15 protein-coding genes are annotated in these 14,765 nt (G+C 46.0%); 12 read left to right on the top strand and 3 right to left on the bottom strand.

The features are described from left to right. Positions 1-133 precede the first annotated feature (133 nt). Complete coding sequence (locus tag C161_RS19455) at positions 134-460, top strand: MTH1187 family thiamine-binding protein (protein WP_036672111.1); 327 nt, start codon at positions 134-136, stop codon at positions 458-460. Between the two features lie 180 nt (positions 461-640). Here the strand turns inward: C161_RS19455 and C161_RS19450 are convergent, their stop codons facing one another. Beyond that, a complete protein-coding gene (locus tag C161_RS19450) occupies positions 641-1,765 on the bottom strand; it encodes a PsbP-related protein (RefSeq protein ID WP_036672109.1) in 1,125 nt (374 codons plus the stop codon). A gap of 445 nt (positions 1,766-2,210) precedes the next feature. On the opposite strand from C161_RS19450, the gene C161_RS33060 reads away from it, so the two are divergent. The 6 genes from C161_RS33060 to C161_RS19430 all read left to right on the top strand — a co-directional run bounded on the left by C161_RS33060 (position 2,211) and on the right by C161_RS19430 (position 7,442). Further along, complete coding sequence (locus C161_RS33060; protein WP_017690880.1) at positions 2,211-2,315, top strand: hypothetical protein; 105 nt, start codon at positions 2,211-2,213, stop codon at positions 2,313-2,315. Positions 2,316-2,358: 43 nt separating this feature from the next. Further along, entirely contained in the window at positions 2,359-2,466 is a 108-nt protein-coding gene (locus C161_RS32810; RefSeq protein ID WP_017690879.1) for a hypothetical protein, read from the top strand. A 263-nt stretch (positions 2,467-2,729) separates the two neighbouring features. Next, on the top strand, positions 2,730-3,041 hold the full coding sequence (locus C161_RS33055) for a hypothetical protein (RefSeq protein ID WP_017690878.1): 312 nt from the start codon (positions 2,730-2,732) through the stop codon (positions 3,039-3,041). A gap of 1,166 nt (positions 3,042-4,207) precedes the next feature. Further along, positions 4,208-4,804, top strand: a complete 597-nt coding sequence (locus C161_RS19440; RefSeq protein WP_036607374.1) for an RNA polymerase sigma factor — start codon at positions 4,208-4,210, stop codon at positions 4,802-4,804. After that, positions 4,801-5,739 (top strand): anti-sigma factor, encoded by a 939-nt coding sequence (locus C161_RS19435; protein WP_036672106.1) that lies wholly within the window; start codon positions 4,801-4,803, stop codon positions 5,737-5,739. Before C161_RS19440 ends, C161_RS19435 begins: the two co-directional genes overlap by 4 nt. A 191-nt stretch (positions 5,740-5,930) precedes the next feature. Further along, complete coding sequence (locus C161_RS19430; protein WP_036672104.1) at positions 5,931-7,442, top strand: HD domain-containing phosphohydrolase; 1,512 nt, start codon at positions 5,931-5,933, stop codon at positions 7,440-7,442. 4 nt (positions 7,443-7,446) lie between these two features. Here C161_RS19430 and C161_RS19425 read toward each other — a convergent pair whose 3' ends face one another. After that, positions 7,447-8,100, bottom strand: coding sequence for a phosphatase PAP2 family protein (locus tag C161_RS19425; protein WP_036607365.1), 654 nt, complete (start codon positions 8,098-8,100; stop codon positions 7,447-7,449). 240 nt (positions 8,101-8,340) lie between these two features. On the opposite strand from C161_RS19425, the gene C161_RS19420 reads away from it, so the two are divergent. The 4 genes from C161_RS19420 to C161_RS19405 all read left to right on the top strand — a co-directional run bounded on the left by C161_RS19420 (position 8,341) and on the right by C161_RS19405 (position 12,587). Further along, positions 8,341-9,756: a sensor histidine kinase gene (locus tag C161_RS19420; protein WP_036672102.1), complete on the top strand. Its 1,416-nt coding sequence runs from the start codon at positions 8,341-8,343 to the stop codon at positions 9,754-9,756. A 208-nt stretch (positions 9,757-9,964) separates the two neighbouring features. Then, positions 9,965-11,122, top strand: a complete 1,158-nt coding sequence (locus C161_RS19415) for an MFS transporter (RefSeq protein ID WP_235193865.1) — start codon at positions 9,965-9,967, stop codon at positions 11,120-11,122. 285 nt (positions 11,123-11,407) lie between these two features. Further along, complete coding sequence (locus C161_RS19410; protein ID WP_442789435.1) at positions 11,408-12,064, top strand: oxidoreductase; 657 nt, start codon at positions 11,408-11,410, stop codon at positions 12,062-12,064. Between the two features lie 148 nt (positions 12,065-12,212). Continuing rightward, entirely contained in the window at positions 12,213-12,587 is a 375-nt protein-coding gene (locus C161_RS19405; protein WP_017690870.1) for a RidA family protein, read from the top strand. Positions 12,588-12,702: 115 nt separating this feature from the next. Here C161_RS19405 and C161_RS19400 read toward each other — a convergent pair whose 3' ends face one another. Continuing rightward, positions 12,703-13,461 carry a tryptophan-rich sensory protein gene (locus tag C161_RS19400; protein WP_036672098.1) on the bottom strand — a complete coding sequence of 253 codons (759 nt, stop codon included), beginning with the start codon at positions 13,459-13,461 and terminating at the stop codon, positions 12,703-12,705. Between the two features lie 226 nt (positions 13,462-13,687). Between C161_RS19400 and C161_RS19395 the strand changes: the two genes are divergently transcribed. Continuing rightward, positions 13,688-14,653, top strand: a complete 966-nt coding sequence (locus tag C161_RS19395; protein ID WP_036672097.1) for an arsenic resistance protein — start codon at positions 13,688-13,690, stop codon at positions 14,651-14,653. Positions 14,654-14,765: the final 112 nt, after the last annotated feature.

Raw genomic sequence — 14,765 nt, 5'->3', positions numbered from 1 at the left:
TTTGACCAATTTGAATGACGTCTTCACGTCAGTTTGAATTGTAACGCATTCAACTGGTAGAATAAAAATAGTCAAAAATCAACTAAAATTAGCGGCAGCGGTTGTTCACGGGGCCCAGAGGAGGCGGAGCAAAATGGCAATAGCAGAAGTGACTGTAATTCCAATCGGAACGGGTACAACCAGTCTAAGCAGTTATGTGGCGGACATGCAAAAGGTATTGGAACATCAACGGGGCATTACATATCAGTTAACTTCGATGAGCACCATTATTGAGGGACCGCTTAACGAGATCTTTACAGCAATTGCGGCTCTGCATGAAGCGCCGTTTCTGTCAGGAGCTCAGCGTGTTTCCACATCCGTCAAAATTGACGACCGTCGTGATAAACCGGATGCCTCAAGTATACAGAAGTTACAATCGGTTCAGGATAAACTGACGTCACATCAGGCGAGACCTAATTAATGGATTAGTGTAAACATCCGTATATTCGGTTATTCAGTATGTTATAAGTCATTAATTAAAGCTTAGATTGTGTATATTGTGTAGCTAACGTGAATTTCTGACATTTATAAACTGAAAGACAAAAAAGGACCAGCTTAGCGTTCATAAGCTGGTCCTTTGTGTACACACATTTATCATCAATTAATCTGCAACTACCAATGAGGCTCCAATCAAAGTGGCGTTGGTGTAACCACCGCCAACATTTTCAAAAGAGAAGTTGGTAATTGGTGCACCGATAACCGTGGCGTAATCACCATCAAGCAAATCTCCGGTCGTTGCAGGATATAACGCTATAATATCGTTTCCGTTCTCATCCATGACATGAACGATAGAGAAGGTTGCTCCGAGCGAGCTATCTTCCTCAACTGAAATGACTTCACCGCTAACTTGCACGAATTGATCATAATAGTTAGCCACATTTTTATTCAGATGGCGGGTCGTCACATTGGTGTCAACGAGATCCTTCGCCTTTTTGCGGAGTTCTGCTGTGCTGGCAGGGAATACATCGCTATGCTTGCCAAAGAAATCATAGGAAGCCTGCTCCATGAAGGCTGTATCTTCCGTAATGTACGGAGTTAACTCATTAAAGAAATCGGCAGCTGATGCTGTGGCAGATGAATTTCCAGTCGTTGCAGTTGGTGCTGTTTGCTCCAGAGAAGCAGTAATGCTTAGGGAATCAAGAATATCTTTGATCTCATCCTGATTATAAGTTTCCTTGGCGTAGGTTAACGTCATGGTATAGAGTTCTGTATTGGTCGGAATCAGATACTGCACAAGGATAACATCTGTACCCGAGGAATGCTTATAGGATCCTTCCAAGACACCAGCGCTATATTCTTTATAAGGTTTGTTTGTGTAGCTGGTTTTTTTATAATCGGAAATGCCGATGCTTGAACCGCTTTGTGTGTAATAATCCACTATATTATTGGCGTATTCTTCAGGATTAATTGAACCGGTTGAGCTGGCCTCAATCGTCAGATTCATATTATCTGCAAATGTGACTGATGAAGATTGGTCTGAAAAAGCAGCTTTAATGGATGGAGCATTCATTTGACTTGTATCTACGCTTTTCCAGGATTCAGGATATGCAAAAGAAAATCCTTCTCCACTATATGTAGTGTATTTCGTAGCTTTTGCTTCTGTTGAGACAGTTTCAGTTGCCTTGGATGCTTCGGACGTTTGGTTATTGGTTGTTGTATTTGTTTCTGAATTACCACAAGCAGTAAGCAATGTGGCTAATGCCAAAATCGTAATAAGTTTCTTCATTATGTCTAATTTCTCCTAATGTGCTTCCCATCGGTTGGGTTCTTTTCTAAGGTCATCATTTCGTTTGGGATAATCTGGTTTAGGTGGTGGGCATGGAAACTCCTTTCTATTTTATTAGTAAAATAATAACATAAATAAAGATTTCAGTATTCATAATTACTAAAAAGATAATTTATCTGTATTTAACAAGTTAAAAGCTAATAATATACCGTATGGGTATCCATTTTGAGTGATAGTACATACATTTGGTTGATATAACCGTGGGATTTATTTATGACTTAAACATATATGAACATAACATTCCGGCTTAAGAACTAACCCTTTATGTAGGTGCAATTAGCGAATAGTCGGTGGAAAAAAAACAGCCCATTTTCGACCTGAGCCCGGTCCCATGTGTGATTGGTGCATATAGTGAACTGTACCTCAAATCAAAGGAGGGGTTTACATGAGTGGAGTAGTAGGTGGATACGGCGGCGCATGGACATCGACTGGCGCGATCTTGGTTCTCTTTATCTTGTTGGTCATCATCTCTAAAGCATTCTTGATCTAATAAACCGCTTGGACCCTAATATATTTGTAAAGGAGGGTTCTGCATGAGCAACGTAGTTGAAGGCGTAGGATACGGCGGCTGGACATCGACTGGAGCAATCCTGGTTCTGTTCATTCTTCTCGTAATCATCACTAAATCTTTCTGGGTATAATATGGCGAGCTCTGCCGGGCAACCGGTGGGGTTTTTTTTCTAGAGGACAAGCATGGTGGAGAGCCAGGCAGATAAGATAGCTTGTGGTTGAATGGAAGAATTGGTGGAATTCAAGAAATGGAAGGACGGCGTATGCTTCGAAAATGGGGAAGGTACCTCATGGCTAAACGCCCATTTTGTCAAAATGAGGGCGATAGCCCGGTCCAGAGGTAGGCTGAATACATAGCTTAGGGGTGTAGGCAAATGTTAAGGAGGAATGAACAATGAGCGAAGTAAAACCGAATTCACCGAACGGACAGGGACACGTATACGGACATATGGGAGGTTATGAGCATATGCAAGGATACCAATACACAGGTCATGAAATGCATGGGTATGGATATGGTTGTGGAACAATGCCAATGGGATATGGCTATGGATACGGACACCATGCCAATCAGGCTCCAATGATGCACGGTTATCAACAGGGTTGTGGAGTATCCTATGGTCATGGCGGCGGAAGCTGGGGTTCCATGGGTACGATCCTTGTACTGTTCATCTTGCTGGTCATCATCTCCAAAACGATGTTTATCTAAGTCTTTGGGAGTGCAAGGAGACTTTGCTGATCGTAGATCGTTGCGTTGGGTGCTCTAAATAAACTCCGAGTCTGAGTTCCATGTTGGGGCATAACGTACCTATGATTCAGAGCGGGACAGCGTAGGATTTCATCCTGCGGTGTCCCTTTTTTATTAGAAGTGAAGGAGCGTTGGGATTACTTTCTTTAACGAACTCCACAGACGCTATTCCATGCATTTTTGCCATTTCAAAAGTTTAACGAATCGTAGACGTCTTATTATCTGAATCTGGGCATGTTTGGAGCCGATATTCATGAAGTGACATGGATTAACGTGGCTGAGATTCGTTAGATTTTACATAGCACAGAAATCCCCAATATAAGGTGTGCAGGATTCGTTAGCGTCTGGTGAGCGTAAACATTTGCTTTAGAGGCCGAAGTTATTTGCACAATTGGAGAAGTAAGGAAGTAAGGAAGTAAGGAAGTAAGGAAGTAAGGAAGTAAGGAAGTAAGGAAGTAAGGAAGTAAGGAAGTATCCAGGAGTGCAGTCAGTGGGAGAATGGAAAAGTTTTTAAAGCATATCCGAATTTATCTGATTATCTGATAAGTGGAAGGAAGACTTTTCTCAATGAAGAGGGGAGCAATTGCCTGTAGATGGTGCTAAATTGGATATGTAGACATGGATAAACACCCGGAACCCAATTCCGGGTGCTTTGTGTATGTTTTCAATCTTCTCAAGAATAAGTGATATCCAAAACAACAAAAGCCCTACCTCTCTTTTGTCCTTGCGGCTCCGATGACCGCGCCAGTGTGAATGGGAACATCTTGTGAAACTCTGTACTACCGGGTTATTGTGATTCAGGTTCTTCAATCTTCATAGGTTAAATGTGCTTATAGTTCGCTGCGGTCGCAGCATGAAGAAAATATTCCGGGGTTTAAAGAAGACAGAAATCATATGAGGTTGTTTAATACAACTCTTATAGTATACCACAGGTTGTAATTTTCTGCAATAAAAAGGAAAGCGCGACCAGAGCAGCATGTTTTCGGACTGTTTTTAAGTTGGGAAGTGAAAGGTTAGTTTGAAAAGATACAGAAAATTTCTCAGACTATTTCTTCATAGGGGTAATCCTCTTCAAAAGTTTCTGCGTAGGTTATAATAAGAGGGAAGAAACAGAAAGGGGCCCTCGCATGACTGAATCGATGGAGGACAGCAGGTTAATGCGGCAGATTGCGGAACGTGATGCCTCCGCACTGGAGCTTTTATATGACCGTTATGAGCGAGCGGTGTATTCTTTTGCCTACCGGATCGTTGGTGATCCCATGACGGCAGAAGAGACCGTTCAGGAACTTTTTATGCGGGTCTGGAATAATGCTGAACGATACGATGCCTCACAGGGGAAGCTGACCACATGGATGTTTGCGATCACGCGTAACATAGCAGTGGACATGCTGAGGCGGAAATCAAAAGGGGCAGCGACTACTTCAGTTGAACACGAGACACTGGCGGCCTATGCCGATGAGCATACGAATACGGAAGAAGAAGTGCAGCGTAAATGGGAAGGAACCCGGATTAAAGAGGCGTTGTCCCAACTAAACGGTGATCAGCAACAAGTTATAGAATCGATTTATTATGCGGGATTAACCCAGCAGGAAGTATCCAGCCGATTCGGGATTCCGCTGGGTACAGTAAAGAGCCGTGTCAGGCTTGCCATGCGACAGCTCCAAAAGTTGCTGGCCGATGCTGAATTGCATCCGGACGCGGGAAGGGAGGGCATACATCCATGATAGAACGACATGAGGAGTGGTCTGATCTGGCACCGATGTATGTGCTGGGCGGACTGGAAGCAGAGGAAGTGGCGGCGTTTGAAGCGCATATGGCAACTTGCGAACCTTGCCGCCAGGAGGTAAGGGAATTGCAGGAAGTGACTGGCTTCCTGCCACTTGCGGCGGAACCTGTAGCACCGCCGCAAGGCATGCGAGCACGTGTGCTGGGCAACGTGCTCGGACATGGGCAGGAGAGCGCCGAGGCGAAGCCAGCGGCTGCTCCTGCAGAGCCTGAAGCACCCGTGGTGCTTCAGGAAGATCTTGCGCCGCAGCACAAACGTGCGGCCCGGGTGGAAGAGGCTGCCCAGGCACAGCCATGGCAGCCACAAGCGCGCGCGCGTGCGCGTAGCAGCAGCGCCTGGCGCATAGCCAGTGCCGGCCTTGCGGCCGCGGCACTGTTGCTGGGCGTGTACACGGCGCAGCTGCGGAGCCAGATCGACTCGCTGACGCAGCAAGCGGCGGGCTCGTCGGCTACGCAAGAGCAACTGGTGCAGGCACAGGCGCAGAATGCACAGCTGCAAGAGCAGCTGGCATCAGCTCTGGAACCTGCACAGGGCATGCAGACTGGCGAGGCAGTGAAGCTGAATCCTGCAACGCAGGACATTGTAGCTCAGGGTCTCGCAACCATCGTTATTGACAACAAAGGCACCCACCTGGTTGTGCAGGCTGAGAACCTGCCGAACCTGGAAGGCAACGAGGCTTTTCAGGTCTGGTTGATCAAAGGAGATACCCCTCAGAATGCGGGTACTTTCCTTAGTCGTGACGGAACGGGAGCGGTATATTACACATTGGATTCGGCCAACGACTATGATACGGTTGCCATCACGCTTGAACCGGATGCAATGGGAGATGAGCCGCGCGGTACAATGATTCTGGCTGCCAAGATTAAAGGATAAATATAGGATATAACACCAAAGGCTGCTCCGTCGTGGAGTAGCCTTTTTGTGTTTTCCAGTTTTGATGCCCATCCATTGGATTTTATTAATTTTTTTAGTCGGAGCAACCGATAAACAAATAGAAGGCAATACCCTTAATCTCCCTGTGTCTCAAGGGAGAACTGGTTGCACATAGAGAGTGAGGGGTTCAGTTGGAAGCATACCGTTCATTTATCTTTCGCCTGATACGCAATTATCTGATCGGTTCACTGGCAGCTGTTTTTGTTGTCGGTACAGTAGTTATGGTATCTACTCTGCAAATACCCAATATTCAATTTGTTCGACTCATCTTCATTGTACTGATTTCACTCTTGTTCATGCTGGTTGCAGAATTAATTACGCTGTGGGTACAGCTTGGCCCCATAAGACAATTTTTCAATTCCGAGCACCACGAGAGAGACGAATTGAACCACATGTATGAGAAAATTCATCGTTTCCCGGGACAGACCATATATCGGATCATGGGTCCGCACATGCTTGGCTTCTCACTTCCGGCAGCCGGATTAACAATATGGATGATATCCACAGGGTGGCTTGAATTTCCTTACTTCTATACTGTCGTGGCCGCTGCGTGTGCCTTTCTGATTGCCATCATGCATGCGCTGATTGAGTATTACCTAACGGTGCGGGCGATTAGACCCCTTTTACTTGAGATTCGACATCGAGGCAAAGTCCAATACGGGATGGAACCTTCACTGGGAGGGCGCATCCTGGTATCGATCCAGCGTAAATTTCAGTTAAGTACGGCACTGATTGGATTATTTCCTCTATTTCTATTTTTCCTGGCTACATATATCCGACTTCAGTATATGGACAGTGAATTTGCGAAAGAGTACATACTGTGGGGAATTCTCATCGTTGTTCTGGGCGCGGGGTTTGCGCTGGTGGGAAGCTGGCTGTTGATTCGTGATGTTCGTGATCCAGTTGCTGAACTGACGCATGAGATGAACCGAATTCAGGGGGGAGATCTTGGCAGACGAGCTCCGGATCTATATGCGGATGAGTTTTCGGCACTGATCTCCGGTTTTAATATGATGATTAATCGGCTGGAGATGAGACAGGAACGCAATCGACAGTTGTTGCAAAGTTATTTTTCTACGCTGGCTGCTGCTTTAGACGCCCGAGATAAGTACACGGCAGGACATTCCATGCGTGTGGCAGAGTATTCGCTGATGATTGGTAAGCTGAGCGGAATGAGTGAGGAACAGGCGGATTTATTGTACAAATCAGCCCTGCTTCATGATATCGGGAAAATCGGCATACCTGATGAGGTGTTGCTGAAGGATGGAAAACTAAGCGATGAGGAATTCGCAATTATTCGGACACATCCCGTGCAGGGAGAGAGTATATTGTTACAGATAGAACCCATCGATGCCATGGCTGACTTTCTGCCTGGTGTACGATCTCACCATGAGAGATATGATGGCAAAGGATACCCGGATGGGATGGCTGGTGATGATATTCCCCTTTTTGGCCGCATCATTGCGGTAGCGGATGCCTTTGATGCCATGACGTCTGATCGACCCTATCGGAATGGGATGAGTCACGAGAAAGCGTTAACGATTTTGGAAGAAGGAAAAGGGACCCAATGGGACCCCTATTTTGCAGGTTTGTTTATTGATGAATGGAGACGTCAACAGCATCTTCAGAAACCATCGAAGTGAGGGATCAGCTGATTCCCTCTGTCCACTTCGATTCTTTTCTGCGTCTCCGGTGTAGAGCGAGGCCAGTTATGATGGTGAGAACACATTCGCCGAGTATGACTGCACCCAAGGCGTCATAGATCACATGTTGTTTGATCATTAGCGTGGATACTATAATGGTTGCTGCCCCGGCGGCCACCAAAATCTTGATGGGTTTGCGGATGCTTGGAACCGAGAGAACAGCACGCATAACCAGATAAGAGTGAAGAGAATGAATACTTGGAAAACAATTATAAGGACGATCCTGGCTATAGAGCCATCCGAGGACAGATGCTCCCAGGCCTGTACCCGTAAGTTCCGGGCGCGGTACCATGGTCTGAAAGTTGAAGTAGATCAGATAACATATCCAGACACAGATATTCATGGATAACAAGACACGGTAATACGTCAGGCGATCCTTGGCACACAGGTAAGCGAGCACACCGAATACAAACGGGTACCAGCCCAAATATGGAATGGACATGCCAGGCACGTAAGGAATGATCCGGTCAAGCGGCGAATCAAGCACTACGAACCCGCGTTCTGGACTATTAAGAATATCATAGAAGAGCCCCATGACGGCCAAAGACAGCATTAAACTCAATGACAGCCAATAGGATTTGCTTTTTAACAATTGCACAACACCTTACTCCTTTCATTCATGCTCCCTAGGAGCATGACCCCAGCAAATAACTAATTCAAATTTAAACAACAATATATTCTACTACGACCAGCGCACAAATTGAATCCTGATTTGTGTATTTTTGTGTATTTTTTTGACGAAGAAGGAATGCGGAAGTTTCAATGGGCATGATATGATAGAGACACATACGGACGAAGGCACTTTGGCCAGTAAAGTCGGTACAACAGGAGTGAGTGAATGCAATTTTCAAAAATGTTCGTATTGAATATGGGGATGCTTATTACCATTGCATATCTTGCTAGTGTGTTCTATAAATATGTCGTAATACGTACCTCTTCCCGAGTGAAGCAGATCAGCTCCGTGCTTGTCCTTATATTTGCAGGTTGGATCAGTACGGTTTTTGGGTTTCAACTCACCGATGAAGTGGTCTTTGATCTTCGATATGTTCCTTTAATTGTAGCCGTTCTAACGTATAGACAACCCTATAGCGTAATTATCGTGGGTATTGGAATTGGGCTGTCGAGGCTGACTTTTGGCATCACGGATGCTACATTGGCGGCAGTTCTTAACATGTCTGTTTTGGGCGTGATATGTGCAGGTCTGAATATATGGATGAGACGCAGCAACTACAGGCTGATTATTAAAGGAATCCTTGTTACAGTTATCGTCAATGTGGTCAATAGTGTAAACATTGCTATCGTTGGTGTGATCCCGGCTACATACTTCTTTTCACATATTATGCCTTATACACTCCCTACAGGTATTTTGCTGAGCCTTATTTTTGCATTTATTTTACGTGATTTTCAGAATGAACAGAATCGAATTTTGCTGATCCAGAGTACAAACCGGCTATTGTCTGTGCAAAAGGAAGAGTTACAGAAAGCCCAGATTGTACTGGAGGATCGAGCGAAACAATTGATGATTGCCTCACAGTACAAATCGGAATTTCTCGCCAATATGTCCCATGAACTGCGTACACCGCTCAATAGTGTCATTAACTTTGCCCAGATGATCAGCGAGAATGCCGACACGATGGATCAGGAGGATATTGTACGTTTTGCCAATATGATCGACCACTCCGGGCAGGAACTGCTCACGCTCATTAACGATATTCTGGATCTCTCCAAAGTAGAAGCGGGGCGGCTGGATATTGTACTGGAGGATATCAGTGTCGCACAACTTACAGAAGATGCCATGAGCCACTTTCAGCTTGTTGCCGAGAAAAAAGGTATTCAGTTGGTTCTGGACAAAAAACAGGGACTGCCCGAGACGCTCTGGTCTGATCCCCAGCGGGTTCAACAGATTTTGCGGAATCTGATGTCCAATGCCATCAAGTTCACTCACCGGGGGAAGGTCACGCTGACCGTAAGCACCAAGCAGATTAAGAATGCAGGTATTCAGAATCGATGGCTTATTTTCTCCGTTCAGGATACAGGTATTGGCATTTCTGAGGACAAGCATCATTCCATATTTGAAGCATTTCAGCAGGCAGACGGGTCGATTAGTCGAAAATTTGGCGGTACCGGACTAGGCCTGTCAATCAGTCGGGATTTAGCGAGATTACTGGGGGGATCGATTGAACTGGAGAGCACTGAAGGTAAAGGAAGCACCTTCTATCTCTATCTCCCGTTGGACCGTGAAAAAATGAGTTGACAACCTTCGCGCCGTGAGTAGAATTTGGGATGACAACTAGCATCGACCGGCTTTTGAGACCCGGTCTAAGGAGTGTATCCCCATACAGAAGACGGTCAACGTTAACCCTCCCCCGTTAGCAAGCAAACCACGGCGCAAGGGTTCGACACAACGCACGAATTTATCGATTGCAACATGGGAGGGTGTACCGGCAATTATTTTACAGACCTTGCTGGGAGGCCCATTTTTAACCGGATTTCTGCTGTACCTTGGGGCCGGGTCGAGACATATCGGCTTTGTGCTCGCGATTACCACGTTTGTGAACATTGCCCAGATCGGAGCAGCTTACTGGATGCAGCGTATTCGCAGCCGTAAACGCATGCTTCTGTTATTTGTGGGCACACATCGCATCTTGTGGAGTGCAACGGGACTGATCCCGTTCATATTCCCCAAAGAGTGGTGGGTAAGCGTATATATTGGCGTGTATACGGTTGCTTTTATATCAAATACCATCGGCGGTATGATCTGGACTTCACTAATTGGCGATATCGTACCTGCTAAGGTGAGAGGGCGTTATTTTGGAATTCGAAATACGATTCTGAATGCTCTTGGAAGCGTATGCTTATTTGCAGGCGGTATTGTTTTGGACCGTTACCCGGGAGAAATGGGCTTTCTGATCCTGTTTATTCCGGTGTGGATCTGTGCTATTGCCAATACAGTCATCTATTTCTTCTATCCGGACGTTCCCTTCGAACGTTCTACCGAAAAGGTTTTCTGGCGCATGTTCATCAAGCCGTTCCAGGATCGTTCTTTCCTGAAAGCAACGCTGTTCCTGGCTTCATGGTTATTGATCCAGACCTTGATTGTTCCGCTTTATTCCTATGTTATGCTCGATTTATTGAACATCAATTATCAGACGGTATCCCTGATCACGGTAGTCCAGACGCTGGTTATGATGGCCGGTTTCTATGTTTGGGGTAATCTGAATGCCAGATTCAGCAACAAAACCCTCCTATTTTGGACATTGCCAGTCATTGCACTCTCCTGTTTGTCGTGGGGGTTAATGTCGTTCATGCCCGTTTTGATCGCACTATTTCTATCTCATATCTTCCTTGGGATCGGGGTAGGTGGATTCAACCAGCTGGCATTTAACTTTACGATTGGAGACACACCCAAAAGTGAAAGACCGATGTTTGTCGCGGTGTATTCGGCTCTGACCGGAGTCACTTCGTTTCTCGGGCCGTTGTTGGGTGGCTGGTTGTATGAAAAGATGGAAACCTGGTCCGATGCGCTGGCCTGGATCTCAGCCTATGGATTTCAGATGGGGGTTGGTGTCGTGATGCTGATTCTGACATTTACCCTTGGACGTCGTGTACTGTTAAAATAGATATTGAATATTTACACGGGCACTTCGATGACAGAACAACCTTCCGATCGCTGTTATCCCCAGATTTTTTGATTCCTTTTAGAAAAGGGAAAATCCGGGGATAAAGGCGAAGCGTATGCTTCCGATGAAGCTTTCTTTCAGAAAGCTTTTAGCTCCGCTTCTTCAGGTTATTTCTGTCCTCTCCGTTATCGTGTAAATCATTAGGTTGATCATATGTATCTGGTATGACTTCAAAAAAGATGGCGAAGTGGAGGGATGTATTTGAATCGTCTCGAACGGAAAGCCATGGTGATTGGAGCCACCGGGCTTGTAGGCGAATTACTGGTTCATAATCTGCTGGAGCACCCGGCATACAGCTTGGTTCGCGTTCTGGTTAGACGTCCGCTTGAGCTGCAACATCCCAAACTGGAACAGCATGTAGTGGACTGGGAACAGCTGGAGAGCCAAGACCACTTATTCGATGGAATCGATGACCTGTACTGTTGTTTGGGTACAACGATCAAAAAAGCAGGTAGTCAGGACAATTTCCGTCAGGTGGATTATCATTACCCGGTTCGTGCAGCTACGATTGCGAAGCAACATGGTGTAGTACAGATGCTGGTGATCTCCTCCATGGGAGCGAGTGCAGGTTCTCGGGTCTTTTACAGTCGGACCAAAGGGGAAATGGAGGATGCATTGTCCGATATCGGTTTTCCGTCATTGCATATCTTCCGCCCTTCCTTAATTCTGGGAGATCGAAACGAGAAGCGGTTTGGTGAGCAGATGGCTGCCTATGCCATGAAGTTTCTGGATCGCTGGATGAAAGGCAGAGCGGACAAATACCGGGCGGTCCACGCCGCAACCATTGCACAGGCCATGACCAATATTGCGCTGGTGCAAGCCAAGGGAAACCATGTGTATTCAAATGAAGTCATTCATGTCCTTGGTGTGGACGGGGGCTAAGAAACCTTTGAACGAGCTGTTTACTTCATGTGGCTAGTGAGGAGCGTTTCTCGCTTGAGGTAGATCGTGGTATAATAGGCAACAAAAATGAGTTCGAACCCTGACTCCATGCGGCAGCAGGATAACGAACACAAAGGAGAACTCGTCCATGAAAAAACCAATCTCTACCGATCAGGCGCCAGGCGCCATTGGTCCATACAGTCAAGCCGTTGATGCAGGCGATTTCATCTACACTTCCGGACAGCTTGGCCTGAATCCCCAAACGGGAGAATTCGGTGCAGATGTACAAGAGCAGACACGTCTGTCCTTGAGCAATGTGAAGGCTATCCTTGAAGCAGCAGGTACAAGTATGGATAAAATCGTGAAAACGACGGTGTTCCTGAAGGACATGAACGACTTCGTTCCTGTGAATGAAGTGTATAGCACGTTCTTCGAACAGCCTTATCCTGCACGCAGTGCAGTGGAAGTTGCTCGTTTACCAAAAGATGCACTGGTTGAGATTGAAGTTATTGCCCTGAAATAGGACAACCTATTCGTTCTTTTATACATAAACAGCCGATTTCAGGTCGAAGACCAGAATCGGCTGTTTGCGTTACGTGTTTTCGTTATATTTAAGCGTTATATATGATGAAAACTACTCAATCGCGATCCTGATTCCGGGCGAAGAACAACCATACCGCATAGATGGCCAGTACGATCGCAATGATGATTGCCGTATAATATACGGAAGTGACATCCTTTTGTTTAAGTGCAATGGCGATATACGCCCATGTGAATACAAGTGGGTATATGCTATCGCGATAACGGAAACTAACGAGGACAGCCAGCACCATACCGACAATCAGCATAATGATCGTCCAGGTTGGTTCGCTGATACCAAAACCATCCCAGCCAATTTTATATAACAGTACAGCTGCATTGACAATCGTTGCCACGCTAATCCATCCAAGATAGATGCTGAATGGCAGCTTCACAAGCCAGATCTCAGCAGTGGTTGGAACCGTAATGGTACGTGTTTTTACATACAGCATGATCAGGCACAACAGAAGAAGTAGAATAATCAGTAAAGCGAGACCGGTCTGCAAGTTTTGAAAAGCAAAAATCCAGGCTACGTTGAAAGCACAGCTTGCCAGGAACCAATACCCGAGACGGGTAATCGAATCCCTTTTCCAGGAAGCGGGCACGAACTGATAGATCACAAACCCTGCCAACAGCAAGTAGATCAAACCCCATATAGAGAAGGCATAGCCAGAAGGTGTGAGTAGCACAGGATACATATCCGATACTTCTTTATTGGTCTTGCCCCCGATCGGCAGAGCGTTGGAGAGGTAGTTCACGATAATTACAGCGATAAAACCAATGGCGTTTAACCACTTGTACGGATTGTTACGTGACATTGTGTTTCCTCCTTGGTTTAACGAATGAATGAACCACGGGTCAGTCTACAATGAATATACCCAGTTCTTGCACATTCTAATAACAGCCGCAAAAAATTCACAAGTTGATCCTTCAGATCCTTGTGCTCTGCCGCTTATGTTGGAACGGCACTCTGTCCCAATGTACGCGAAACGAAGCAGAAATATGTCCATGCCCACGATGTCCCACTGGAAGAGGAGGAAGAGAATGCTCACAAGAGAAACGATGGAGCAACAGCAAACCTGGTTCTATGTAGTTGCACTGTTCGTAGGAGCAGTGATAGGGCTGAGTAATCCGGTATGGGGGAATGTTTTACACTACACCGTGTCCCCGGTTCTTGCCGTTCTGTTATACAGCATGTTTGTACAGATTCCCTTTTTACAGTTAAAAGAGTCCTGGTCGAATCTTCGATTTATGGGGGCGCTACTGGTGGCTAATTTTATCGTTGTACCTGTAGTTGTATGGTTGCTCACACTTGTCTTTCCGCAATCACCAGGTGTTCTGATCGGAGTCTATCTGGTACTGTTAACACCCTGTATTGATTACGTCATTGTGTTCACACAACTCGGCAGGGGCAATGAGAAACTGATGCTCGCCGCAACACCTCTTTTATTTGTTATACAAATGATCCTGTTGCCGTTTTATTTATGGCTATTGATGGGTACCGAGGTGGCGCAGATCATGCAGGTAGGGCCGTTTGTGGAGGCTTTTTTATTTCTGATCGTTATTCCACTGCTGCTTGCTGTCGTTACACAAGTTCTCTCAAGAGGTAAAGCGAGCGGTGAGCGGGTCATAAATACGACGGCATGGCTCCCGGTTCCGATGATGGCACTTGCGCTGATCGTGGTTGTCGCTTCCCAGATTGGCAAAGTCTACAATGATATGGCGATCATCGTAAAAGTGATCCCGATCTACATTGCTTTTCTGATCATTATGCCTTGGATATCTCGGATCATTGCTAATGGGTTTCGATTGAATACAGGCGCAGGGCGTGCGTTAATTTTCAGTTCAGCCACACGGAATTCGTTGGTTGTTTTGCCGCTAGCGCTGGCACTCCCGCCAGAATGGGCAACTATTGCTGCGGCTGTTATTGTTACACAGACGATGGTGGAGCTTGCAGGGGAGCTAATCTACATTCGACTTGTACCTGCGGTGATTTTGCGGGATCGGTGAGCGTACTAGGGTGTATCTATGTTATGATATATTACAATTAATAAAACCATTTTTGGTAAATAAAAGGGGGTTATGAGTATCCTTACTTACCGGAAGATCATGTTCTACCTGG

The sequence above is a fragment of the Paenibacillus sp. FSL R5-192 genome (assembly GCF_000517845.1).
Classification (GTDB): Bacteria; Bacillota; Bacilli; order Paenibacillales; family Paenibacillaceae; genus Paenibacillus; species Paenibacillus amylolyticus.
Note: the sequence above shows the minus strand (reverse complement) of the source record. Positions and strands in the feature narration are given on the sequence as shown.

Coding starts and splice junctions, on each gene's coding strand:
- C161_RS19455 (WP_036672111.1), top strand. CDS start 134: ATGGCAATAGCAGAAGTGACTGTAATTCCAATCGGAACGGGTACAACC.
- C161_RS19450 (WP_036672109.1), bottom strand. CDS start 1,765: ATGAAGAAACTTATTACGATTTTGGCATTAGCCACATTGCTTACTGCT.
- C161_RS33060 (WP_017690880.1), top strand. CDS start 2,211: ATGAGTGGAGTAGTAGGTGGATACGGCGGCGCATGGACATCGACTGGC.
- C161_RS32810 (WP_017690879.1), top strand. CDS start 2,359: ATGAGCAACGTAGTTGAAGGCGTAGGATACGGCGGCTGGACATCGACT.
- C161_RS33055 (WP_017690878.1), top strand. CDS start 2,730: ATGAGCGAAGTAAAACCGAATTCACCGAACGGACAGGGACACGTATAC.
- C161_RS19440 (WP_036607374.1), top strand. CDS start 4,208: ATGACTGAATCGATGGAGGACAGCAGGTTAATGCGGCAGATTGCGGAA.
- C161_RS19435 (WP_036672106.1), top strand. CDS start 4,801: ATGATAGAACGACATGAGGAGTGGTCTGATCTGGCACCGATGTATGTG.
- C161_RS19420 (WP_036672102.1), top strand. CDS start 8,341: ATGCAATTTTCAAAAATGTTCGTATTGAATATGGGGATGCTTATTACC.
- C161_RS19410 (WP_442789435.1), top strand. CDS start 11,408: ATGGTGATTGGAGCCACCGGGCTTGTAGGCGAATTACTGGTTCATAAT.
- C161_RS19405 (WP_017690870.1), top strand. CDS start 12,213: ATGAAAAAACCAATCTCTACCGATCAGGCGCCAGGCGCCATTGGTCCA.
- C161_RS19400 (WP_036672098.1), bottom strand. CDS start 13,461: ATGTCACGTAACAATCCGTACAAGTGGTTAAACGCCATTGGTTTTATC.
- C161_RS19395 (WP_036672097.1), top strand. CDS start 13,688: ATGCTCACAAGAGAAACGATGGAGCAACAGCAAACCTGGTTCTATGTA.